This is a genomic window from Bacillus sp. MT94, assembly GCF_058792475.1.
In genome coordinates, this window is record NZ_JBXAEZ010000002.1 from 931917 (window position 1) to 956364 (window position 24448).

Annotated in this window: 27 protein-coding genes and 1 pseudogene; 10 read left to right on the forward strand and 18 right to left on the reverse strand. The window is 36.2% G+C overall.

What is annotated here, in order from left to right; genetic code table 11:
- Nucleotides 1-10: 10 nt before the first annotated feature.
- From acuA to AC1Q51_RS10590, 4 genes are all read left to right on the forward strand, one after another.
- A complete protein-coding gene (acuA, locus tag AC1Q51_RS10575) occupies nucleotides 11-643 on the forward strand; it encodes an acetoin utilization protein acetyltransferase AcuA (RefSeq protein WP_000581393.1) in 633 nt (210 codons plus the stop codon).
- Nucleotides 644-660: 17 nt separating this feature from the next.
- Entirely contained in the window at nucleotides 661-1305 is a 645-nt protein-coding gene (locus tag AC1Q51_RS10580) for an acetoin utilization AcuB family protein (RefSeq protein ID WP_000634583.1), read from the forward strand.
- Nucleotides 1302-2468: an acetoin utilization protein AcuC gene (acuC, locus tag AC1Q51_RS10585; protein ID WP_082187973.1), complete on the forward strand. Its 1167-nt coding sequence runs from the start codon at nucleotides 1302-1304 to the stop codon at nucleotides 2466-2468. The genes AC1Q51_RS10580 and acuC overlap by 4 nt, the downstream gene beginning before the upstream one ends.
- Nucleotides 2469-2610: 142 nt before the next feature.
- On the forward strand, nucleotides 2611-3498 hold the full coding sequence (locus tag AC1Q51_RS10590; RefSeq protein ID WP_369812828.1) for an alpha/beta fold hydrolase: 888 nt from the start codon (nucleotides 2611-2613) through the stop codon (nucleotides 3496-3498).
- A gap of 38 nt (nucleotides 3499-3536) precedes the next feature.
- On the opposite strand, the gene AC1Q51_RS10595 is transcribed toward AC1Q51_RS10590, so the two are convergent.
- The 3 genes from AC1Q51_RS10595 to AC1Q51_RS10605 all read right to left on the reverse strand — a co-directional run bounded on the left by AC1Q51_RS10595 (nucleotide 3537) and on the right by AC1Q51_RS10605 (nucleotide 6095).
- Nucleotides 3537-3827 carry a hypothetical protein gene (locus AC1Q51_RS10595; RefSeq protein WP_090976884.1) on the reverse strand — a complete coding sequence of 97 codons (291 nt, stop codon included), beginning with the start codon at nucleotides 3825-3827 and terminating at the stop codon, nucleotides 3537-3539.
- Between the two features lie 122 nt (nucleotides 3828-3949).
- Nucleotides 3950-4639 carry a response regulator transcription factor gene (locus AC1Q51_RS10600; RefSeq protein WP_090977622.1) on the reverse strand — a complete coding sequence of 230 codons (690 nt, stop codon included), beginning with the start codon at nucleotides 4637-4639 and terminating at the stop codon, nucleotides 3950-3952.
- Nucleotide 4640: 1 nt separating this feature from the next.
- A complete protein-coding gene (locus AC1Q51_RS10605) occupies nucleotides 4641-6095 on the reverse strand; it encodes a HAMP domain-containing sensor histidine kinase (protein WP_000023857.1) in 1455 nt (484 codons plus the stop codon).
- A gap of 149 nt (nucleotides 6096-6244) precedes the next feature.
- Between AC1Q51_RS10605 and AC1Q51_RS10610 the strand changes: the two genes are divergently transcribed.
- The 3 genes from AC1Q51_RS10610 (at nucleotide 6245) to mscL (ending at nucleotide 8458) form a co-directional block, all read left to right on the forward strand.
- Nucleotides 6245-6925, forward strand: a complete 681-nt coding sequence (locus AC1Q51_RS10610) for an ankyrin repeat domain-containing protein (RefSeq protein ID WP_492331488.1) — start codon at nucleotides 6245-6247, stop codon at nucleotides 6923-6925.
- A gap of 79 nt (nucleotides 6926-7004) precedes the next feature.
- Entirely contained in the window at nucleotides 7005-7931 is a 927-nt protein-coding gene (locus AC1Q51_RS10615) for a Gfo/Idh/MocA family protein (protein WP_492331489.1), read from the forward strand.
- Between the two features lie 128 nt (nucleotides 7932-8059).
- Complete coding sequence (gene mscL / locus AC1Q51_RS10620) at nucleotides 8060-8458, forward strand: large-conductance mechanosensitive channel protein MscL (RefSeq protein WP_000267003.1); 399 nt, start codon at nucleotides 8060-8062, stop codon at nucleotides 8456-8458.
- Between the two features lie 48 nt (nucleotides 8459-8506).
- On the opposite strand, the gene AC1Q51_RS10625 is transcribed toward mscL, so the two are convergent.
- A complete protein-coding gene (locus AC1Q51_RS10625) occupies nucleotides 8507-8779 on the reverse strand; it encodes a DUF3917 domain-containing protein (protein ID WP_000636589.1) in 273 nt (90 codons plus the stop codon).
- Nucleotides 8780-9232: 453 nt separating this feature from the next.
- Between AC1Q51_RS10625 and AC1Q51_RS10630 the strand changes: the two genes are divergently transcribed.
- On the forward strand, nucleotides 9233-9469 hold the full coding sequence (locus AC1Q51_RS10630) for a DUF3949 domain-containing protein (protein WP_000637899.1): 237 nt from the start codon (nucleotides 9233-9235) through the stop codon (nucleotides 9467-9469).
- A gap of 1 nt (nucleotide 9470) precedes the next feature.
- On the forward strand, nucleotides 9471-9833 hold the full coding sequence (locus tag AC1Q51_RS10635) for a DUF4288 domain-containing protein (protein WP_053565471.1): 363 nt from the start codon (nucleotides 9471-9473) through the stop codon (nucleotides 9831-9833).
- Between the two features lie 34 nt (nucleotides 9834-9867).
- Here the strand turns inward: AC1Q51_RS10635 and ccpA are convergent, their stop codons facing one another.
- From ccpA to AC1Q51_RS10660, 5 genes and pseudogenes are all read right to left on the reverse strand, one after another.
- Nucleotides 9868-10866, reverse strand: a complete 999-nt coding sequence (ccpA, locus tag AC1Q51_RS10640) for a catabolite control protein A (RefSeq protein WP_001103303.1) — start codon at nucleotides 10864-10866, stop codon at nucleotides 9868-9870.
- A gap of 482 nt (nucleotides 10867-11348) precedes the next feature.
- Nucleotides 11349-12256: pseudogene (locus tag AC1Q51_RS10645) on the reverse strand (bifunctional 3-deoxy-7-phosphoheptulonate synthase/chorismate mutase).
- A 167-nt stretch (nucleotides 12257-12423) separates the two neighbouring features.
- Complete coding sequence (locus AC1Q51_RS10650; protein ID WP_492331490.1) at nucleotides 12424-13446, reverse strand: CamS family sex pheromone protein; 1023 nt, start codon at nucleotides 13444-13446, stop codon at nucleotides 12424-12426.
- A 117-nt stretch (nucleotides 13447-13563) separates the two neighbouring features.
- The gene (gene ytxJ, locus AC1Q51_RS10655) at nucleotides 13564-13890 is read right to left on the reverse strand and encodes a bacillithiol system redox-active protein YtxJ (RefSeq protein ID WP_001057469.1); all 327 of its coding nucleotides are present in this window, start codon (nucleotides 13888-13890) and stop codon (nucleotides 13564-13566) included.
- Complete coding sequence (locus AC1Q51_RS10660) at nucleotides 13890-14402, reverse strand: DUF948 domain-containing protein (RefSeq protein ID WP_001197721.1); 513 nt, start codon at nucleotides 14400-14402, stop codon at nucleotides 13890-13892. Before AC1Q51_RS10660 ends, ytxJ begins: the two co-directional genes overlap by 1 nt.
- Nucleotides 14403-14589: 187 nt before the next feature.
- On the opposite strand from AC1Q51_RS10660, the gene AC1Q51_RS10665 reads away from it, so the two are divergent.
- A complete protein-coding gene (locus AC1Q51_RS10665; protein ID WP_492331491.1) occupies nucleotides 14590-15705 on the forward strand; it encodes an aminopeptidase in 1116 nt (371 codons plus the stop codon).
- Nucleotides 15706-15752: 47 nt separating this feature from the next.
- Here AC1Q51_RS10665 and AC1Q51_RS10670 read toward each other — a convergent pair whose 3' ends face one another.
- The 9 genes from AC1Q51_RS10670 to AC1Q51_RS10710 form a co-directional block, all read right to left on the reverse strand.
- A complete protein-coding gene (locus AC1Q51_RS10670) occupies nucleotides 15753-15935 on the reverse strand; it encodes a hypothetical protein (RefSeq protein ID WP_090976877.1) in 183 nt (60 codons plus the stop codon).
- Complete coding sequence (locus tag AC1Q51_RS10675) at nucleotides 15932-16336, reverse strand: PH domain-containing protein (RefSeq protein ID WP_090976875.1); 405 nt, start codon at nucleotides 16334-16336, stop codon at nucleotides 15932-15934. The genes AC1Q51_RS10670 and AC1Q51_RS10675 overlap by 4 nt, the downstream gene beginning before the upstream one ends.
- A gap of 76 nt (nucleotides 16337-16412) precedes the next feature.
- Nucleotides 16413-16904 (reverse strand): GNAT family N-acetyltransferase, encoded by a 492-nt coding sequence (locus AC1Q51_RS10680; RefSeq protein WP_075718455.1) that lies wholly within the window; start codon nucleotides 16902-16904, stop codon nucleotides 16413-16415.
- Nucleotides 16901-17449 (reverse strand): GNAT family N-acetyltransferase, encoded by a 549-nt coding sequence (locus tag AC1Q51_RS10685; RefSeq protein ID WP_075718453.1) that lies wholly within the window; start codon nucleotides 17447-17449, stop codon nucleotides 16901-16903. Before AC1Q51_RS10685 ends, AC1Q51_RS10680 begins: the two co-directional genes overlap by 4 nt.
- 57 nt (nucleotides 17450-17506) lie before the next feature.
- Entirely contained in the window at nucleotides 17507-18412 is a 906-nt protein-coding gene (locus AC1Q51_RS10690) for a DMT family transporter (protein ID WP_000792469.1), read from the reverse strand.
- Nucleotides 18402-18815, reverse strand: coding sequence for a MerR family transcriptional regulator (locus tag AC1Q51_RS10695; protein ID WP_075718451.1), 414 nt, complete (start codon nucleotides 18813-18815; stop codon nucleotides 18402-18404). The genes AC1Q51_RS10690 and AC1Q51_RS10695 overlap by 11 nt, the downstream gene beginning before the upstream one ends.
- Nucleotides 18816-18935: 120 nt before the next feature.
- Nucleotides 18936-20246, reverse strand: a complete 1311-nt coding sequence (murC, locus tag AC1Q51_RS10700) for a UDP-N-acetylmuramate--L-alanine ligase (RefSeq protein WP_000219468.1) — start codon at nucleotides 20244-20246, stop codon at nucleotides 18936-18938.
- A gap of 252 nt (nucleotides 20247-20498) precedes the next feature.
- Nucleotides 20499-21617, reverse strand: coding sequence for a nicotinate phosphoribosyltransferase (locus AC1Q51_RS10705; RefSeq protein WP_016080041.1), 1119 nt, complete (start codon nucleotides 21615-21617; stop codon nucleotides 20499-20501).
- A gap of 61 nt (nucleotides 21618-21678) precedes the next feature.
- The coding region (locus AC1Q51_RS10710) for a DNA translocase FtsK (protein ID WP_492331492.1) at nucleotides 21679-24448 on the reverse strand (2770 nt) is incomplete at its 5' end.

Sequence of the window (24448 nt, forward strand, 5' to 3'; positions counted from 1 at the left end):
GAGCAATACATTGATTCATAAAAAAATATACAATGCTAGAAACTTAAAAACAGCGAAAGGCACTTTAATTATTGAAGGTCCTGTCTCTACACATAATCTTGAAATGTATGAATTTCATCCAGATTTAGTTGCATTTCGTCCTGCTGAACAGCAATATAAAGCAATTGTCGAAATTTCTAAATTACCAGAAGCTCGACTCATTATTGCTAGACATGACCAAATGATTGTTGGATATGTTACATATTTATATCCTGATCCACTTGAACGATGGTCAGAAGGAAAAATGGAAAACTTAATTGAGCTCGGGGCAATTGAAGTAGTCCCAGCCTTCCGCGGGAGTTCTGTCGGAAAGAACTTACTAGAGGTTTCTATGATGGACGATTATATGGAAGATTACATTATATTGACGACTGAATATTATTGGCACTGGGATTTGAAACAAACAGGATTGAATGTGTGGGAATACCGAAAAGTAATGGAAAAGATGATGAATGCCGGCGGGCTACAATGGATGGCTACAGACGATCCTGAAATTTGTTCACATCCCGCCAACTGTTTAATGGTCCGCATCGGTAAACGCGTTGATACGGATTCTATTCAAGCTTTTGATCGTCTACGTTTTCACAATCGTTTTATGTATTAATAAAGGGGGCAACTGGAATGATTGTAGAAGAAATTATGAATCAAAATGTAGTTACACTACATCCAAACGATACAATCGAAACAGCAATCCGAACGATTCGCACGAAAGGCATTCGGCACATTCCAATTGTCGATCAAAATAATCACGTCGTAGGCATTATTTCTGATCGGGATGTAAGAGATGCAAGTCCGTCTATTCTAGATGAACAAGTTTCACTCGATATGCTACAGCAACCGCTTGAACTTATTATGAAACATCCTGTAATGACTTGCCACCCTCTCGATTTCGTTGAGGAAATTGCTACTTTATTTTTTGAAAATAAAATTGGCTGCCTTCCTGTTACAAAGGCTGGTAAGTTAGTTGGTATCATCTCAGAATCTACAGTACTGCACACGTTAGTGAAATTAACAGGGGCACATCAACCGAGTTCACAAATTGAAATTCAAGTAAAAAACGAACCTGGTATTCTTGGAAAAGTCGTTGCTATTTTTAGTGATTTACAAATAAATATCGTGAGCGTTCTCGTCTATCCAGCAAAAGATGAGAATGATAAAGTACTTGTTTTCCGCATTCAAACGATGAATCCTCTAAAAGTGATTGATGCACTTGAAGCAGAAGGCTATCGCGTATTATGGCCGAACATCATGGGGATGCAAGCATGAGTAGCGCGTTTATTTATTCGGATGACTTTCGGGGCTATTCATTTAGCCCTGATCATCCTTTTAACCAACTGCGCGTCACACTTACGTATGATTTATTACAAAAGGGCGGTTTCATCTCTTCTTCCCAAATCATCTCACCACGGATGGCTACAGATGAAGAGATTGCCTACGTTCATACAGAGGAGTACATAAATGCGGTAAAACGTGCTGGAGAAGGAAAGTTAGAAAAATCAATTGCGATGACATATGGACTTGGAACAGAAGATACACCGATGTTTCCAAATATGCACGAAGCAAGCGCATTGCTCGTTGGTGGTACATTAACAGCTGTCGATGCTGTTCTTTCCGGAAAAGTAAAACACGCGCTTAACTTAGGAGGCGGCTTACATCATGGCTTCCGTGGTAAAGCATCTGGCTTTTGTATTTATAACGACAGTTCTATCGCAATGAAGTATATTCAGAAGAAATACGGTTTACGCGTCCTATATATTGATACAGACGCTCATCACGGTGATGGTGTACAGTGGTCATTTTATGATGACCCTAACGTATGCACCATTTCATTACATGAAACTGGTCGCTATTTATTCCCTGGAACTGGCGCTGTAAACGAACGTGGACAAGGTAATGGTTATAGTTATTCTTTTAACGTTCCACTCGATGCTTTTACAGAAGATGAATCGTTCTTAGAATCATATCGAACTGTTGTAAAAGAAGTTGCAGCGTACTTTAAACCGGATATTATTTTAACGCAAAATGGTGCTGACGCACATTATTATGACCCACTTACACACCTTTGTGCGACCATGAATATTTACCGCGAAATACCGAAACTCGCTCGTGAAATTGCTAATGAATATTGCGACGGTCGCTGGATCGCTGTCGGCGGTGGTGGCTATGACCATTGGCGCGTCGTTCCAAGAGCTTGGGCACTCATTTGGCTCGAAATGAACAACATCCAAAACATCTCAGGTTATCTCCCTCCAGAATGGATTGAAGCTTGGAAAGGACAAGCAGAAACAGAACTTCCCCTCACATGGGAAGATCCAGACAACATGTATAAACCTATCCCCCGTAAACCAGAAATTGAAGAAAAAAACGCATTAACTGTAGCGAAATCCCTTGAAATTATTCGGAATAATATGACAAAATCTTTGTACTAAACGAAAAGGAGGCTCGTTTTTGAATAGCCTCCTTTTATTTATTGTCGGTTTCTGTCGGTAAGTCGATATATTTTAATAATCGCTGATATATTTCGAGATGCGCCGATATATTTTCATTTCATAACAGCCTGGCCCAACTTTTATGAGAAAAGGTCGTGATATTATGTGGAAACGACAAATGATCCACACGAAACGTGGCACATTTGAACTCTTTACAAAAGGAGATGGCGAATCGCTTTGTATTACACATCACTATTCACAATTTAATGAAACTGGTGATTACTTTGCGGATGTTTTTACTGCTACGCATCGTGTATTTCTCATTAATTTACGAGATACTGGTAGCTCTGTAACCGCCCAGTCAGAAAACGAATTAAGCATGATTGAAACAATCCACGACTTGGAAGCCATACGAGAAGCATTACAACTTCCAACATGGCATTTCGCTGGCCATTCAACAGGTGGTATGCTTGGACTTTTATATACGATTACATATCCAAATTCCTTACAATCATTAGCCGTAGTAGGAGCTGCAGCAAGTAACTATACCGAAACACCATTTTGCATTTATCATCCCGAACATTCACAATTTCATTATATGCAAGAGCTCATCGAAAACTTAAAAAGCCCTCACCTTACAAGTGAAGAACGGAAAGAACTATCTACTAAGAGAACAAAATTATCATTGTATAAACCAGAAAACTACAACTCTTATTTTTGTAAACCAATCAAAAAAACAATGTCCGTTAGCCGGATGAATGCTTTCGTCAATGAATATCCTTCATTTGATTTAAGAGAGTATTTACCTTCCATCCAAACAAAGACACTTATTATATGCGGAAGATATGATGTACAGTGCCCAATTCAGTATTCTATCAAGATGCATGATGGGATACGTAATTCTATCTTCATTCCATTTGAAAACAGCAACCATTATCCTTTTTTAGAAGAGGCTACTCAGTTTACTTCTACTACTCAAACATTTTATAAATCGTTAGTACCGTTATTATTAAGAAAACCTAAACACTGACAAAAAGCTCACAGCCTCTATAAGACTATGAGCTTTTTTCAAAAGAAATATTTCACACTAAAAACAACTAAAAAAATACAAGAAATAACAACTAAACCCACATCAAGTAATACCGACTTTTTATCTCTATCTTTTAAACTTACCTTAGAGCTAGAAATGCTTTTAATTACCCAAAAGATCACAAAAAAGAACCAACCAAAATGATCATTCGTAGAATCTTCATCATAAAACATTTGTATTGCACCAATAATCAATAAGATAAGTACGATATTAGTTCCAATCTTTAAAGCCTTGTTTGATTTATTATCTTTTAATATATCCCCCAACATATAGCACGCCCCTCATGCTCTCCTCTGTTTTGTTTCTCTTTACATTTTAACATAAATTACCTATTCCTTCCTTTTCATTCGAATAACATACAAAAAAACCTGCCAATTACTCGGCAGGTTCCCTACACATTAAAACGATAACCAGCTCCCCATACTGTTTCAATATATTGCGGGTGGGCAGGATCTCTTTCAATTTTTTCACGTAGCTTTCTAATGTGGACGACAACAGTGGCTAAATCACCAGCGGAATCTAATCCCCAAATGCGTTCAAATAACTGTTCTTTATTTAATACTTGGTTTGGATGTGTTACAAAGAATGTTAATAAATCAAATTCCTTCGTTGTAAATGCCACTTCTTCATTGTTTATAAAAACTTTCCTCGATCGTTGATCGATAGAAATTCCGTGAATATATAACGTATCACGTTGCTTACTTACATTTCCTGATAATCTTTCATAACGGGCAATATGTGCTTTTACTCTTGCAACTAATTCGCTTGGACTAAACGGTTTCGTTATATAATCATCCGCTCCTAATCCGAGTCCGCGAATTTTATCTATATCTTCTTTTTTTGCTGAAACAAGTAGAATCGGAATATCTTTTACAGCACGTATTTGTTTACAAATTTCGAATCCGTTCATTTTCGGGAGCATAATATCTAAAATAATTAAATCATATTCTTCTTGCAGGGCTATTTGTAAACCTGTTTCTCCTGAATGCTCTACATCAACTTGGAAATCATTAATTTCTAAATAATCTCGCTGTAATTCTGCAATACTTACTTCATCTTCTATTAGTAAAATTCTTTTCAATTTACTCACCACATTCCTCTACTTTTTCCAATGAGAAGAAAATGCTTGTGCCTTTACCAAGCTCGCTTTCCGCCCAAATTTCCCCGCCATGTTCTTCAACAATTTGCTTCGCTATTGCTAAACCAAGTCCACTTCCACCTGTGCTAGAATTTCGCGATTGTTCTGCACGATAAAAACGTTCAAAGATATACGGTAGCGTATCAGATTCTATACCTGATCCATTGTCCATCACTTTCACAATAACTTTATTGTTATCACTCGATACTGTTACAGTAATTTTCTTCTCTTCTTTATCCATGTACTTCACACTATTATGAATTAAATTTGATATAACTCTATTTATCTTTTCGCAATCAGCCGTTACATATAATGGCGATGAATGTAATTGTAAGTTAACTTCTATACCTTCTTCACTTAAATCCATCTGCATCTCTTCTATTAATTCTTGCATAAACGTATTTAATTCAACTGTCTCAAATTGGAATGGAACTCGATTCAAATCGAGCTTTGAAAACAAAAAGAGTTCATCAATGAGTGTGTCCATATGTTTTGCCTTCGTGTGAATTGTCGTTAAATACTTATCCATTTTTTCTGGCGTATTTGCTACCCCGTCCTTTATTCCCTCTACATATCCGATAATAGATGTAATCGGTGTTTTTAAATCATGCGATATGTTTGAAATAAGTTCTTTTCGATTTTCTTCATACTGCGTTTGTACTTCAATCGATTCTTTTAACTTCTTCCTCATTTCCTCAAATCCTTGATTTAATTGACCTATTTCATCGTGCGATGTAACTGGCATTTGAAAATCTAAATTTCCTTCTTTAATTTTCTCTGTTGCGCCTTTCAATACAAAAATTGGTTTTATTACACTTCTTGAAACGAGATAACTTAATAACCCAATAAGTAAAATAGCTAATAGTAAAAGCGATACGAATAAGATTGGAAATAATTTTTGTGTAAGGTCTACAAATGAACTTTGCTTTTTTAGTACAAATATACTCCCTTCTTCTTTCTCTGCAAAATAAAAATCAAATTTTACATATCGATAAAATGTATCACCTAGTTCCGTTGTACCACGACTATTAATATTTGCTGCTTCAAATTTCGGAAGGGCTTCTGTTAAAGTCGAACTTTCAAAACCCTTTGTAGCATAAGAAATGTTTTCTCCCTTTCTTACAATTATTTTCACGCCTTCTTTTTCAATTGATGAAACGAACGATTCATCTAATAATTGAGATTGATGTTGCTTTGCCGCTAATTTTAATTCAAGATAGGCATTCTCTTCTTCTGGTGTAAGCGGTTTTTGAATGTAAGAACTTTTATAGAAATTTTTCACTGCTTCCAAGTCACCTGTTATCGAAAAAACAATTAAAAATCCCGCGACTAATATGAGCGTAATAGAAACGAGAATTACAGCAATATAAGAAAATAAAAACCTTGTTTTAATAGACATCATTTACATCCTCACTTTACCCATCCTTCATATTCATAAGCATAAAAATATATGTTCAAATACTCAAGCGATTTTATAGTAATTTTAGCGTCAGTTTATAAAAATTTAATGTTCCTATTTTACAGTTGAAATTAGGAGGTTGAAATTCCATGTTCAAAAAAACATTCAGTATGATATGTTGCGTAATTTTTTTACAAGGATGCTCGCAAGAACAAGAAGTAAAAAAGGAGATGATAAACATGGAGACTGCACTACTAGCAGCTACTGAAAAAAATGAAACGAATACTGTTATATCTTTACTAAAACAAGGCGCAAATATAAATGCGACGGATAGTCAAGGACGCACTCCGCTTATGATTGCTACATACAAAAATGATGTAAAAACCACAAAGGCACTTATCGAAGCTGGTGCTGACGTAAATATCCAAGATGACATGAAAAATAATCCCTTTCTATACGCCGGTGCGGAAGGTTACTTAGACATTTTAAAATTAACAATTGATGCTGGTGCAGATCCTATGATTACAAATCGTTACGGCGGAACAGCTCTTATCCCAGCCTCAGAACATGGCTATATTGACGTTATAAAAGAACTCCTCACTCGAACAACTATTGATGTAAATCATGTAAATAACCTCGGATGGACAGCTTTAATGGAAGCCATCGTACTAAGTAACGGAAACGAAACACAGCAACAAGTCATTCGCCTTCTTATTGAGCACGGTGCAGATGTAAATATTCCAGACCATGATGGTGTTACCCCGTTAGAGCATGCTCGCGCTCATCACTTTGAAGAGATAGAGAAGATTTTGTTAGAAGGACGTAAGTAAAAAGCTAATTTTTGCCTTCCTCCCCCACCCTATGCTACATTTAAGCCGTTACATTAATATTAATAGGGTGGGAATAAAAATGAACAAACCTAAAATTGGGATGATTGGACTTGGAAGTATTGCGCAAAAGGCCTATCTTCCAACACTTACAAAAGAAACTGATTGGAATTTTGTAGGGGCGTTTACACCTAACGCAGAAAAAAGAAAACAAGTTTGCCAGCAATACCGGATTCAAGACTTTCATTCTATTGAAATGTTAGCTTCGGAATGCGATGCAATCTTCGTGCATAGTTCAACTGCATCACATTATGAAATCGTTTCTGAACTTCTGAAAAAAGGGATCGACGTTTATGTTGATAAGCCGCTAGCAGCTACAGTGGAACAAGCTGAGCAACTAGTCGAGTTGAGCGAGAAATATAACCGAAAATTAATGGTCGGATTTAATCGCAGATTCGTTCCTATGTATGTCGCTGCCAAAGAACAGGCTAATGATATTTCATGGATTCGAATTGAAAAGCATCGCACAAATAAAGTCGGGCCATATACGTACAATTTCACTATGTTAGATGATTATTTACACATTGTAGATACAGCTCGCTGGTTAGCTAATAATGACCTTAACGTCGTTCACAATATGATGCAAATCAATGAAAAGAATGAACTTCTTTACGGACATCATACATATACAACTCCAAGTGGACTGTTACTTTCTACTGCAATGCATCGCCATGCCGGTACAAATTTAGAACAAATTGAACTTGTAACGCCAGGGAAAATCATTCGCGTAAAAAATATGAACACATTTGAAATTGAACAGGAAAACTCAGTTTCACAAAGCGGTTCCCCATCATGGGATACAACGTTAAAACAACGTGGTTTTGAAGATGCTGTTCATCATTTTATTGAATGTGTACACGGAGATACAAAGCCTGTTGTAGATGGATTAGAAGGATTAAAAACGCAGCAAATGCTACAATCTTTACTAGATGATGTAAACAAAAATTAAAACGGATACATTTTTCAGAATTTACTTTCATTCCCATTTCCTCTTTATTTCTCTCGTAAATTTCTATAGAATATGTTGATAGGAATTATAAATTTCATAATGAATCGTGGAAAGGATGGGATTAACACATGTGGAACGAGTTTAAAAAATTCGCATTCAAAGGTAATGTAATCGATTTAGCTGTCGGGGTTGTAATCGGTGCTGCATTCGGTAAAATCGTTAGTTCTTTAGTAAAAGATATCATCACACCATTACTTGGTATGGTATTAGGTGGCGTTGACTTTACAGATTTAAAAATTACATTCGGTAAATCATCTATTATGTATGGTAACTTCATCCAAACTATTTTTGATTTCTTAATTATTGCAGCTGCTATCTTTATGTTTGTTAAAGTTTTCAACAAACTAACATCTAAAAGAGAAGAAGAAAAAGAGGAAGAACTTCCAGAACCAACAAAAGAAGAAGAACTTCTTGGCGAAATTCGCGACTTACTAAAACAGCAAAACTCTTCTAAAGATAGAGCATAATTGAACGGATAAAAAGGCATGTCCCTCGGGACATGCCTTTTCTATATGCTATAACGTTTCCGAATTCATATGAATAAATAAAATAATACCAGCAACCATAAGTACCATAATGCTACCTGCAAATAGTGTAATACCAATAAACATTAAACTTGTGCTCATATCTACTGATACACTTTCAATAAAAATAGAAATTACATACGTGATAAGGGCAATTCCTGCAAGAATACTTCCTGGAACAAATCGCTTTAAGCCATTTTGTTTTAACGTCATATATGCAAAAATAGCAGTCATACAAAGCGTAATTATCCAAAGAACGATCATCTCTTCTCCCCCCTCACAAGCCTTTTCTTTCTATTATACATGACATTGCCCTATAATAGGTAAATTTGCACTTATGTGACATATAACAAGGAATCATACAATTTATAGAGAAATCTTCTAAATAAGCTATAAACTAGGGAGAATTTCAATTGGAAGATGATATTGTAGGATATTTTAAACAAGTAGAGTGATTCGATTAAATTACAATTGACTTAGACAAAGATGAAACCATTATTACTGGCCATGTGAAACAATATGACCCTTCTAGATTTGAACAGTTAATACAAAGTTTTAAAACGCACTGCCCAAACATGCCTTGAACATAATTTACGAAGCGCTGAAGAACTTTTTGCATTTTGGAAAAGAAATTGACCACTAGGAAAATATGGATATTTTTCATATAAATTGATATAATTACCATATACAAATATTCTTTGTAAGGGAGTGTTCATAATGATTTGGATTTCACTAATCGTATTAGCTTATTTCATCATTCTCGTCCCAATACAGTACAACTACATTAAAATGCTCAAAGAAAAACAGAAAAAAATGAATGTCTCACAAAACGAACTATATGACAACATGTCTTATGAAGAATCCCAAGTACATTACCATTATCAAAGTAACGTATTTACAATACCTGCTTCGCTTGTCGCAAGTATTATTTATAAAGTGAAACATGCAGCATAATGTGTACGCTGTAAAATTATTGTTTGAGTCTGTTCATACTGGTGAGCCTGATCCTACGAAAATTGATGAGCATTATGAAGAGAATCACGATACACTTTTTGAAGAAAGTATTATTCTTGTTAAGGCAAACAGTTTAGAAGAAGCTCATGAACTAGGTGAAAAGATAGCTATACAATCGGAGCACACATACGATAATATGTATGATGAGCAAATCACATGGACGTTCCGAAAAGTGTTACATGTGTTTGAATTAGACGATACGCCATTTGAAACTGGAAAAGAATTGTACGCAAGATTTTTACACGTTAAGAAAAATGAAACTGTAGATACAGTAATTGAAAAATATTATCCTGAATATGAATAAAAGCTCACAGCAATCGCTGTGAGCTTTTTTATACTTACTTCGTTGAATCTCTAAATTGGATACGGTGAGGTAAGATAACAGTGTGATCTTCCACTTTTTCTTTGTTCATATACTTTGTTAATAGACGCATTGCTACTGCACCGATATCATACATCGGTTGTACAACTGTTGAAAGTTGCGGACGAACCATTAATGCAAGGCGTGTATTATCAAAACCAAGTACTTCTACATCAGTTGGTACGTTTAATCCAGCGTCTTGTGCTGCATGGATTACACCTAGTGCCATTTCATCAGACGATACGAAGATTGCTGTTGGCTTTTCATCATTGCTCCAAAGCTTTTCGAATGCTTCGATACCTGAGTCATATGTGTAATCTCCATCGATTACAAGATTTTCATCATATGAAATACCTTCTTCTTCTAAAGCTTTTTTATAACCTTGTAACTTTTTCGCGCTTCCCGCTTTATCAATGAATGGACCAGAGACGAAACCGATACGCTTATGTCCTTGCTCAATAAAGTGCTTCATTGCATCGTAAGCTGCTTGTGTATAATCAATATTTACTGATGGCGTTTCATTTTGCTCATCGAATGACGCTGCTAATACAATTGGTACTGGAGATTTTTTAAATTCTTCAATGTGAATGTCTGTAATATCTTCACCCATGAAAACAATTCCGTCCACTTGCTTTCCAAGCATCGTATTTAATAAATGGAACTCTTTCTCTTTGTTTTGGTCAGAGTTACTTAAAATGATGTTATATTTGTACATTGTTGCGATATCTTCAATTCCACGTGCAAGTTCTGCATAAAACGTATTTGAGATATCAGGAATAATAACACCTACTGTAGTTGTCTTCTTACTTGCTAGTCCACGTGCTACCGCATTTGGTCGGTACCCTAAACGATCAATTGCTTCTAATACTTTCTTTCTTGTTGTAGGCTTTACATTTGGGTTACCGTTCACAACGCGTGATACGGTAGCCATTGAAACGTTCGCTTCGCGCGCTACATCATAGATTGTTACGTTCATCTCATCGCACACTCCTTCTATTTTTGTTATCTATTTTTATGTATCGGTTACTTGAATGAAAAAAAGACATCAACTCTATTTGCAGATGCCACCAATCGTCCCGAGTTCTTCCTTTTACTAATGATACGATAAAAACGCAGGCTCATACAATATTTTCCCGCAAAAGTTTCGAAAAAATTCGCTTCTTTTCTCGTATTTTCGTATTTTTTATGAAAAAAGAGCATTTTTTGTAAAAAAATAGATGTTTCCTAAGTAGAAATCTTATTTTAAGCGGTACGATAGTAAATGAAATTTATATCGACGATTTTTCGAATATATGAACCGTAACTCGAAATATATCAGCGATTTTCCAAATATATCTACCACAACTCTAATTATATCAGCGATTTTTTAAATATATCAACTTACCAACAAAAATCGACAATGACAGTCTCTATACAGATGCCCCAAAACACCTTATTGGAACAGCTCATTAAAAGTTTTTATAATTTACTTCCAAATGATTTTAATTCATTCATAAAATCATTGAACTGCGGAATATTCATTTGCTGCGCCTCATCTGATAAAGCTACAGCGGGATTTGGATGTACTTCAGCCATAATTGCGTCTGCACCAATTGCCATCGCTGCTTTTGCAGTTGATAAGAGAAGGTCACGTCGCCCTGTAGAATGCGTTACATCGACAACAACAGGTAATGTGTTTCTTTCTTTAAAATCGGTACAGCGGAAATATCAAGCGTCTTACGCGTCACTCTTTCATACGTGCGAATACCTCGTTCACATAAAATAATGTTCCCATTTCCCTTTGCCATCATATATTCTGCCGCATTAATGAATTCTTCAATCGTTGCTGATAGACCACGTTTTAATAATACTGGTTTATTTACAGCACCAGCTGCCCTTAGCAAATCAAAGTTTTGCATATTGTGAGTGCCAATTTGAATAACATCAACGTAATCTAATGACATCTCAATATCATTTGGATTTAAAATTTGTAATCCTGCTAATCCAAGACCTTGAAAATCATACGGTGAAGTATGTGGCTTGAAAGCACCACCACGCATTAATTTCAACAATCGTATCTTCTATTTTTTCTTACAAGACACAAGTAGTGCTTTACGATAATCCTCTTCTTGTAACTCTAAACCAACTTGAAAAATTTGTTTGAAAATATGTTGTAAAGTCGAAGTTTCAAATGGACCATTATTATTCTCTACAATTAAATCCAGCATATTTCTTTCACGTACAGGATCAAAACGTTTCACACCTTATACTTCTTTTAAAGTACCAACTTCTTGTACGAGACGACCTCTTTCGTTTAATAACTCTAATATTTGTAAATTAAGTTGATCAATTTCAGAACGTAAACGACCTAATTGTTGTGATGCCATAAAAAAGCCACATCTTTCAAATTCCTATATATTACTTTTTTAAGATAACTTATTATAGTTGATACATATACGATTGTCACACGATATACAGCAATGAATTACCATCAAAAAACATTGTATATTTTTCATTTAAAATAAAAAAAAAGACAGTTTACATACTGTCTTTTTTACAAGAAGGAAACAAACGGTTTATCACTGTTTTTCTCTTTTATAATAACGGCCTCAATTTTACTCTCGGACTTGATCTGTAATTGTACTTTCGCATCTTTAGGCAATTTGTCCAACATACCTTGCGCAGCCAATTGGGTAAGAGCCATTAATTCTGTTTTACCGTTATATTTAATAACAATATTCATATTTAATGTATCCATTTGATCTTTCTTATAAGAAACTTTTGCGTTGACTGGAATAAAATCTCCAGTAGAAAAACCTTTTATTTCCTTAGCAAAGTTAGTTATTTTTGTATTATCTTCTCCATGTGCTTGTGTAAATTCATCAGAAGGATATGAATACGACTTTTCATCAATTGTACTCCAATTTCCAAGGTTCGTATCATTCTTTTGAACAGTAGCACTAGCAATATACGTACCATTTTTTAAAGAACTTGTACTTTCTTGCTTAAAGATAGCAAACGTAATTGGAGATTTGTTATATTTATCATTTTTGTTAATAGCTTCAATAAGTTTTTTAGCAACTTCAGACCCTTTAGACATAGCTTCTTCATTCGATACACTTGAAGACATAGCTAAGCCAATCATAACACCAGATAAACTTAATTCATTTGAATTCTGTTTTCCGAAATAGTCTTGTTCTATAATATTCGTCAAAACTGGCGCTTCTACTTTTGCAACTAGTTCATCAACTAGTTTCTCTGGAATATACTGATTTAATTGCAGTACGTGGCTCTCTGTATCAAATTGCTGCGTTGCAATATTTATTAAACCATTTTCATACTCTGCTAAATCTAATTTAGAATTTGTTTTTATATTAGCTGTATTAATAACCTTTTGTTCTTTTAAAGGAATAACAGTTCTATAATAATCTTTAGAAACAGCAGTTCTCGGAATCATACTTTTTTCTTTTGTATCTTTTTGTATAACTTCATCCTTCTTACTAATCGTATTACTATTGTTACTACAAGCTCCCAGTAATAAACTTACGACTGCGAAGGATAATGCCATTTTCTTCATTACTTAAAACCTACTTTCAACAATCTAGTTATTTAGTTTGAACTATTAATAGTGTACCATTAAATATATTTCAACAAAAACAAAAAAAAGAAGCAAGCACCTTTAGCTTGCTTCTTTTTACTTTATATTCTCTTCTAAAGCATCTTTTTTAATATTCCAATGAGATGTATTCCATACTACCATACCATCTTTTATGTATAATACTTGCGGGGATTCATGTCTAATACTGTATTGTTCTGCAACACGATTTGACACATCTCTTGCATCTTGTACGTATAAGTAATACGCTGGCACTTCTCTTTCTTCACTGCAATACGCTTGAAATTCTGTGTATGCACCGTGACTAATCGGGCATGTCGTACTATGTTTAAAAAGAACATACGGCTCATTCTTTTCTACTAAGACTTCAAGCTCTTCAATTGTTTCAAGCTTTGTCATATTCATCACGATTCACCTCTCATACGAAATCTAGAGCGCTTCTCTTTCTTTTCAGCGTTTTTCTCAATTCTTTCTAATTTACGCTCTTCTTTTTCAACCTTCTTCTCTTGTCTCGACGCACGGTAATGATTGTATACTTCAATCGCCGCACTGCTCCACTGTACAACTTGCGCTACTTTATCAGCGTTATTTTCAATTTCGTCCGTTACAGAGTCTGATACATTACGAAGCTTCGTATTTAAGGATTGGATTGTCGTTCCAATCCCATCTACACCCGCTACCACTTTATTTAATGACTGTGACTTCTGTTGAATATCATCAGCTAACGCATTCGTTTTATGTAATAATTGCTCTGTCTCTACGCTAATTCCTTGCATTTGTTTTTCTAAACCTTCTAACGTGCTTGCAACGTTTTCTAACGTCTTCTGAACCGATAACAACGTTCTGCATACATACACTACTAATACTGCGAAAGCAACCGCGATAATAGCCGCACTTACATATAAAAGAACTTGCATTTCATCACTTCCTTTATCTTTTTCATACTTTCCCCTATTATACAATCATTTTCCGTTTCATTCTAATCCCTATCTCATCATTAGAATTTTCATACTTATTCGTTAACTGTAACATAAATCATTCAACAAATTCCACTAAGTAGGTTACAATAGGAGAGGATACATAATTAGTAGGGAGGCTTTACATATGAAAGATCCACGTATTGAAAAGTTAGCATACAATTTAATTAACTACTCTATCCGCTTACAAAAAGGTGAAAAAGTATTAATTGAAAACTTTGGCTTACAAAAAGAACTTGTAACTGCACTTGTAAAAGAAGCATATGCAGCTGGTGGTTTCCCATTCGTCTCTTTAAAAGATCATCAAGTAGATCGCTCTTTATTAATGGGTGCTACTGAAGAACATTTCGAACAAATCGCTGCATATGAAGCGAGCGTAATGAAAGACATGGACGCTTATATCGGTCTTCGCTCTGGCGATAATATTAATGAACAAGCTGACGTTCCAAGTGAGCGTATGAAAGTTCATGGCCAAACAGTTGGCAAAAAAGTTCATAGAGACATTCGCGTTCCAAAAACACGCTGGGTTGTTCTTCGCTACCCAAATGCTTCTATGGCACAGCTTGCTAAAATAAGTACAGAAGCTTTCGAAGACTTCTACTTTGAAGTATGTAACTTAGACTACGGTAAAATGGATAAGGCGATGGATAGCCTTGTTACATTAATGAATAAAACAGATAAAGTTCGTTTAACTGGTCCTGGAACTGACTTAACATTCTCTATTAAAGACATTCCAGCAATTAAATGCTCAGGTCATTTAAACATTCCAGATGGTGAAGTATACTCTGCACCAGTTCGTGACTCTGTTAACGGTACAGTTTCTTACAACACACCATCTCCTTACAACGGTTATACATTTGAAAATGTACAACTTAAGTTCGAGAACGGCCAAATCGTTGAAGCAACTGCAAACGATTCAGAACGCATTAATAAAATCTTCGATACAGACGAAGGCGCACGCTACGTTGGTGAATTCGCAATCGGCGTAAACCCATACATCTTACATCCAATGGGAGACATCCTATTCGATGAAAAAATCGATGGCAGCTTCCACTTCACTCCTGGACAAGCTTACGACGATGCATGGAATGGTAACAACTCAAACATCCATTGGGACTTAGTATGCATCCAACGCCCTGAATACGGCGGCGGTGAAATTTACTTCGACGACGTACTAATCCGTAAAGACGGACGCTTCGTTGTACCTGAATTAGAAGCTTTAAACCCAGAAAACTTAAAATAATAAAAAACGCTCGGAATTATATCCGAGCGTTTTTTATTATCCTCACCCTATATCGATCTACTGTTCTTACTTTTTGTTTGCTGAAAATGAAAATAATATAAAAGTGCCACTGCGATAGTACCTATTAATATTGGTACATATAAAGGCAGGTTCCATTTCATATTTACCCTAGTGCAGATAGCAAACACAAGCAAAATTTCCAAACAAAACAAAGGTTTTACATATTTCATTTCTTACCTACCATTTCTATTTTCACATGTGGATTTTCTTTCTCAATAAGCGCCAAAAATTCATTCATATTTTGCGGCATCGCAATTATATGTACTTTATATGCATTCGTCGTAATTTCAAGCGATTTCCCAACTTGACGAATTATTCTTATCTCTTTCAATACAATATCGTCATTTAAAACACCGTACTTTAATACGCCATTTTCTACTTTATGTTTTTTAATAAATACTTCCCAAACAAGTGGTACATTTACAATGAAGCATAAACCCATCCCAATCAACGCCGATATCCAATGCGCTTTATTAGTGAAAAGCATGAAAATTGGATATATACACATAAAAGCTAACGTAAGACAAACAAAAATGACTACTGACTTACTTCTTTGAATTGGAAAGTTCATACCTACACCCCCTAATCCAAATTATACCACTATTTCCATTTTGGTTCATAGAAAAAGGCCATTTCTAAATGACCTTTTACACAATGTACCTATAAAATTTCTTATCTACCTGTAACACTGGAAAATTTTTCGGCAACTGATCTATACTCACACTTTGAAAACCATTCTTTTCATAAAAACGATGTGCCGCTAAAAATTTTACTGTTGTTCCTAAGTAAATATCTTTCAATTTTTTATCCTCAGCCCATGAAATTGCTGTTTGAAGCAACATATGTGATGCGCCCCATTCTTTTCCGCGAAACTCTTTTTGTACGAACATTTTTCTTAGCGCTACTTGATGATTCTCAATATCTAATAAAGCTACTGTTCCAACTACTTTACCATCATAAATTGCTACCCAAAAGTTTCCGTGATCCTTTTGATAGAATATTTCTATTTCAAGTAAATCAGGTTGCTCTTCTTTCGTAATGGGAACATTATACTCTTTTTGCTGAATATGAACGATAAGATCTACTACTTCCTCTTGAAACGTACTTTCATACGGAACAATACGAATTTTCTCGTTCATCGAATTTCTTTCCACTCTGAAGCTAATAAACTATATACAGCGACATCATGGAAATGATCATATAACCATTCTTCATCTCGTAAAATACCATCTAACTTAAACCCTAAACGCTCTGGAATAGCGCGACTTTTCACATTTTCAACACCGCATCGGATTTCCATTTTATTTAATTTTAAATTCTCAAATGCATATTGAAGCACAGCCTTCACGCTACGCGTCATAACGCCTTTTCCTCCAGTATCTTCTGCAAGGTAATACCCAAGACTCGCGGCTTTCTTCCCCCAGCTCACTGGATGAATACCTACCATCCCAACGAGCTTTCCTTTGTAACGTATACCACTTTCAAAACCGTCTCCCTCTGCAAACTTCTTTAACCACATCGGAAAAATTTCATCATAAGCATCAGCAGATTTTGTCCCATCTACCCAAGGGAGCCATTTCCGTAAATGATTACGGTTTTGATCTAATAATTGATATAATTCCTCTTTATGATGTTTTTCTAGTAATTGTAGTTCGATTTCGTCATCTACTCGGAGTGTGAACATGCTTTTTAGTCCCCTTTTTAGTTTTCTTATTATTCTAACATTTTTAGGTGTAAAAAGTTAAATATTAACACTTTCTTTTGATTTTCTTTGTATAAAACCAGAAGAATACGATACTCCCGTAATAACTAATATCATTCCTACAGATTGTGCAGATGTTATATTGACTCCTTCAATAAAAGAAATAAGTATTGTAACAACAGGCACTAGATTAAAAAATAATGATGTCCTTGCTGCACCAATTTGAGCAATTCCATTATTCCACCATAAGTAACCAAGCACACTCATTCCAATTGCCATAAAGAGAATTGCTCCCCATGCCAACAAAGGAATTTCTAAAACTGGTACTATACTTTTTTGTGTAGAAGATATGATAATAAAGGCGAGTGCACCAATAGTCATCGTATATGTCGTCGTTTGTATTGGATTACCAGTTTTAATAAACCGTCTGCCTAGCACGCCGTATAACGCCCAGCAAATATTCCCCAATAAAATATAAAAATCCCCTTTTGAAAATGATAAATGTTGTAGTATTGTAAACGAACCTTGTGTAAGTACAAAAACAACGCCAATTAGTGCAAGTAACATTCCAATAGCTTGGCGCTTCACAATTTTCTCTCGTAAAATGACACTTGCTAACAGCGTCGTAACGAGAGGATTTGTCGCCATAATAAGTGCACCATTAACAGCTTCTGTATATTTCATTCCTAAAAAGAAAAAGAAGTTAAAGCCGAATACACCAACAATACCTAGCAAAAGATAATAGGTCCTATTCTGCATCCATACTTTCAAATCAAAATCTTTTCGTATTTTTAACAAACATAACATCACAAATGCAGCAATCCCAAAACGCCATGCTGCTATATGAATTACGTCGAAATACTGCACCGCATATTTCGACGCATTAAATGTCCCACCAGTAAATATCGCAAAACCTAATAACTGCGTATATACTTTATTTTTCATTGCCGGCCTCCAAGTCCTTTTCTTCTAGAAAACCGTAATAAATTTCTAACTTCTCCTCCGTTAGCTGAATAACTTTTTGCAATTGTTCCTGCTGTTCTTTTAATCGCTCCAAGTGCGTTGTTAAAATGGAAATTCTCTTTTTTACTTTCGCTGGTACTTCCTCTTTCTTCTGCCTAATTTCCTCTATAATGCACCCATCACTTGCAAACTCAGCCATCTCTTCTAATGACATCCCAGTTTGTTTTAATGAATATAAAAATTTTAATAAACGTACATCGCCTTCTGTATATTGACGAATACCGCTATATCGCGTTGGTGGTGGTAATAAACCTAATTTCTCATAGTAGCGCAAAGTGTGAATGCCCATCCCTGTTAATTCTGCTACTTCACCGATTTTATACATGTTCTCTCCCCCTTGTTTTTACATTTTCATCTTACAACCTAGAGTTAGCTCTAGGTCAATACATAAATAAAAGTTGAACACAACAAAAAAGACGCACAGCCAAGCTATGCGTCTTTTCTATTATTTCTCTGCAACTTGAACTTCTTTTACGTAAGCCGCTTCGAATTTTTGGATGTCACCTGCGCCCATGAAAATTAGAACGCCGTTTTTATGTTTCTTTAATACATCCGTTGTTGTATCTGTAATTAATTCTGCACCGTCAATACGCTTTTGCAGATCTTCGATTGTTAATTCACCTTTGTTTTCACGTGCTGATCCGAAAATATCACATAAGTATACTTGGTCAGCTTTGCTTAGGCTTTCTGCGAACTCATCTAAGAACTTTTCTGTACGTGAGAATGTATGTGGCTGGAATACAGCGACAATTTCACGCTCTGGATGTTTTTGACGAGCAGCTTCAATCGTTGCATTAATTTCTGTCGGATGGTGTGCGTAGTCATCGATGATTACTTGCTCTCCCATCGGCTTTTCATTAAAGCGACGTTTTACGCCTTCAAAAGTTGTTAATTGATGTTTTACTGCTTCTACATCAACGTTTTCATAATGACAAAGCGCGATTACTGCTAATGCATTTAATACGCTATGGTTGCCGTATCCTGTAATTTTGAACGTGTCATAGTACGTATTACGAACGAATACATCGAATATCGTGCCATCTGTTCTCTTTTGAATGTTACGTGCTTGGAAATCATTATCTTCTCCAAATCCATAGAAAATAACAGGTACTTTCGCTTGAATTTTTTGAAGTTCTTCATCATCTCCACATGCAATAATGCCTTTTTTCACTTGCAATGCCATCTCTTGGAATGCACTGAATACATCATTGATGTCTGCAAAATAATCTGGATGATCAAAATCAATATTCGTCATAATTGCATAGTCTGGATTGTAAGACAAGAAATGACGACGATACTCACAAGCTTCAAATACAAAATACTTACTATTTTCTACCCCATGCCCTGTTCCATCTCCAATAAGGTAAGATGTCGGGTGTGCACCTTGCATTACATGGGCTAACAAACCTGTTGTTGATGTTTTTCCGTGTGCACCAGTTACAGCAACACTTGTGTATTGGCTCATCAGGTCACCTAAGAAGTGATGGTAACGATGGACTGGGATGTTTAATTCTTTTGCTGCTACGATTTCTTCATGCGTATCAGGAAATGCATTTCCTGCAATAATCACTTGTCCTTCTTCTACATTATTCTTATCAAAAGGAAGGATCGAGATACTACGCTTTTCCAACGCTGTTTGTGTAAAGAAACGCTTTTCATAATCAGACCCTTGAACAGTATGCTTCATATCATGAAGAATTTGCGCTAATGAACTCATTCCTGTTCCTTTAATTCCTACAAAATGGTAAACTGTCATCTTAAAGAACCTCCAACATTTCGAACTAATACAACGGCCTATCTATAAGACAGTATATGAATCTTTTCTTATTTTGGTAATCATCATACATTTTTGATGTAGTGAAGTTATTCTTTCCCTTCACTTATCAGGATAAACTCGTACGTACTTCTTTATATGTCCATAACAAGTCCATTATAGCAAAAAAGAAGCCGCTATACTATGATAACAGAAAAACTGATAGGGTCAATCACCTATCAGTTTTTCTCTCTTTTACATATCTTCTCTTTTTTCTAATTGAACACGCTCTAAACGCGGGTTTGGACGATATTTACGACCAGCTTTTGCTTCTGGTTTCCCATTTAACTCTACATTATCACCAGTAAAGCCAATATTCATTTTTAACAAGCTACTTCCTACCCCGTATATGTCAACAGGTACCTTTTGAGCTTCAAATTCACGAATACGCTTTTCATCAAATCCACCAGTTACAACGATGTCTACATGCTGGAATCCTTCTTCATCAAGCGCCTTGCGAAGTGCAAATACAAGCGATGGGTTTACACCACGTGGATCAAATGTTCCAAGTACTTCTGGGTGGCGAATAAAGTATTGATCAATCATTGTGCGAGACGTATCTACACGCACACCTTTTAATGTTGATCCAAATTCACGCGCTACACGAAGTGCATCTGTAATAACATCATTATTGTAATCAATGAGTACAACTAATTCATCTTCTGGGAATTTCTTATGATATGCTTTTGCCGCTTCTACAACATCACCATTAAACATTTGAATTAATGCGTGAGGCATTGTCCCCATACCACTTCTGCCCCACCATTCATTCATCGCATGCGTCGCTTGTGCGCTCATACCTCCGATGTATGCTGCATAACCATCACCAGCTTGTTGTGTATAATGATCGTCACGATCTCCCATGAAAATAACTGGTTTTTCTTTATCTACACTACGTGCAGCTTGGACAACATTATATACGTTTGTTGCAACCGATGTACGACGAGCTAAAATCCCATCAATTACACCTTCTAAAAATCCGAAATTCTCATAAGGACCATGAATTGTTAACACTGTTTCAAATGGACTAATTTTATCGCCATCTTTTAAAGAGTGAATCTCAAGTTCCTCAGGATTTTTAGCGAATGTTTGCAGCAATGCAATCACTTCATCTGTTCCGCAAAGAACTGCATTTTCTTTTTGGAAAAATTGCATCGTTACAACACTTTTTGGGCGAAATTCTTCAATAATTTCTCTAGTTTTTAAAAAGTAAACGGCGGAGAACCAACCTTCCCCAACGCGTTCGTCAAATTTAAATGTTTTATTTGTTAGTCGATTTATTTCACCTTTTAATTTTAATTCAATTTCTTTCATGTCGCTTTACTCCCTACTTTACTATCCAACATTTTCTATTAGTATACAGCAAAACCGTGGACTATACATTCGTTTCCTGCATAGCAGCAAATTCATCCTCAGAAATAAGGACATCTCTCGGCTTAGTTCCTCTCGCTTCAGAAATAATCCCTTGCGATTCCATCTCTTCAATGAGACGTGCTGCGCGATTATAACCAATACGGAATTTTCGCTGTACAGAAGATGTGGACGCTCCCCCTTGTTCTACAACAAATTGACATGCATCAAAGAACAGCTCATCTTCCGACTCAGCCTGTTCTGTTTTCGCTAATAAATCCTCTTGCTTAAATAAGTAATTCGGCTTCATTTGCTTTCTCACATGATCAACTGTTTTTTCAATCTCATCATCCGATACATATACACCTTGTACACGAACTGGCTTAGATGTACCGTTCCCTAAAAATAACATATCACCACGGCCAAGTAATTTTTCCGCGCCCCCAATATCGATAATCGTACGTGAATCAACTTGAGATGATACAGTAAACGCAATACGCGTTGGAATATTTGATTTAATTAACCCTGTAATAACATCTACAGATGGACGCTGCGTCGCAACTAATAAATGAATACCACAAGCACGTGCTTTTTGCGCAATACGACAAATTGCTTCCTCAACATCACCTGGTGCTACCATCATTAAATCGGCTAACTCATCAATAACGATAACGATATAAGGTAATGTCTCACCTGGAATATCTCGCTCACTTACAATTGTATTATAGCGAGTTAAATCACGAGCACCAGCATGCGCAAACAATTCATAACGACGCTCCATTTCATCAACTGCCCACTTTAACGCAGCTGTCGCTGCTTTTACATCCGTAATAACAGGTGCTACAAGATGCGGAACAGAATTGTATGGCGCAAGCTCAACCATCTTCGGATCAATTAACATTAACTTTACTTCATGTGGTTTCGCTTTATATAAAATACTCGTTAAAATCGCGTTAATACACACACTTTTACCTGAACCCGTTGCACCCGCAATAAGTCCGTGCGGCATTTTCCGAATATCCGTTACAATTGGATCACCTGAAATATCAAGTCCAAGCGCAACAGTAAGTGGCGATTCACTCTTTGTGAATACAGGACTTCTTAAAATCTCACGAAGAAATACCGGCTTACTTTCTTTATTTGGAACTTCAATTCCAATCGCACTCTTTCCTGGAATCGGCGCTTCAATACGAATATCTTTCGCAGCTAAACTTAACTTAATATCATCACTTAAATTTGTAATTTTATTTACTTTCACGCCTGGGTCTGGTTGTACTTCAAAACGAGTTACTGCTGGCCCTTGCGATACATTAATAACATGTGCTCCAACATGAAAATTATTAAACGTTGTATCTAATAATTCTTTTTGCTCATCTAACCACTCTGTATTATCTAGTGTTGATTGCTGTGGAATTGACAACAACGCTAATGGTGGAACAGTATATGTCGGTGGTGTGTGCAATACATTTCGCATATCGTTCTCTCTTTGATTTACAACATATGCCTTCTCTTTTACTTCCGTACTTGAAATTGGCTTTTGTACTTGCTCTACCACTACTTGCTGCATTGGTTGTTCTTCCACTTGTGGTTCTGCTACTACTTGCTGCATTGGTTGTTCTTCCACTTGTGGTTCTGCTACTACTTGCTGCATTGGTTGCTCTTCCACTTGTGATTCTACTACCACTTGCTGCATTGGTTGCTCTTCCACTTGTGATTCTACTACCACTTGCTGCATTGGTTGTTCTTTCACTTGTGGTTCTACTACTACTTGCTGCATTGGTTGCTCTTCCACTTGTGGTTCTGCTACTACTTGCTGCATTGGTTGTTCTTCCACTTGTGGTTCTGCTACTGCTTGCTGCACTGGGCTTTCTTCCACTTGTGGTTCTGCTACTACTTGCTGCATTGGTTGTTCTTCCACTTGTGGTTCTGCTACTACTTGCTGCACTGGGCTTTCTTCCACTTGTGATTCTACTACCACCTGCTGCATTGGCTGTTCTTCCACTTGTGGTTCTGCTACCTCTTGTTGTACTGGCTTATTCTCTACTCGTACATTAGCAGAAGGCTGCATTGCATTTGCTCTAGCTGCATGTCTTTCCATTAATCGTGTTCTATCTTGTTTCAACATAACAACATTAAATGGTACATGACGCTTTTTCTCACGTTTTGGTTCTTCTTTTTTTACAACGGGTTGTTCTTCTACGACCGGCACTTCTTCTTCAACTGATTGCTCTTCTACGACCGGTGCTTCTTCTTCAACTCGTTTATTTTCTTCTGTTTCTGCAATTAAAACATTCGCAAAGCTTTGAACATCGTTCTTTGTCTGTTCATCAGCCTCAGCTACATGTATGAATTCATTGTTTTGTTCAATTACTTCATCTTCTTGCTGAATTTCCTCAAGTGCTACAAATGTCTCTACTACAGGCGCTTTTGTTTCTGCGATCACTTCTACTTCTTCTAGCTCTTCTGTTTCCGCAATTACTTCCACTTCTTCTAGCTCTTCCGTTTCCGCAATTACTTCTACTTCTTCTAGCTCTTCTGTTTCCGCAATTACTTCCACTTCTTCTAGCTCTTCCGTTTCCGCAATCACTTCTACTTCTTCTAGCTCTTCTGTTTCCGCAATTACTTCCACTTCTTCTGACTCTTCTGCTTCTGCGATTACTTCTACTTCTTCTGACTCTTCCGTTTCTGCAATTACTTCTACTTCTTCTAGCTCTTCCGTTTCCGCAATTACTTCCACTTCTTCTAGCTCTTCCGTTTCCGCAATTACTTCTACTTCTTCTAGCTCTTCTGTTTCT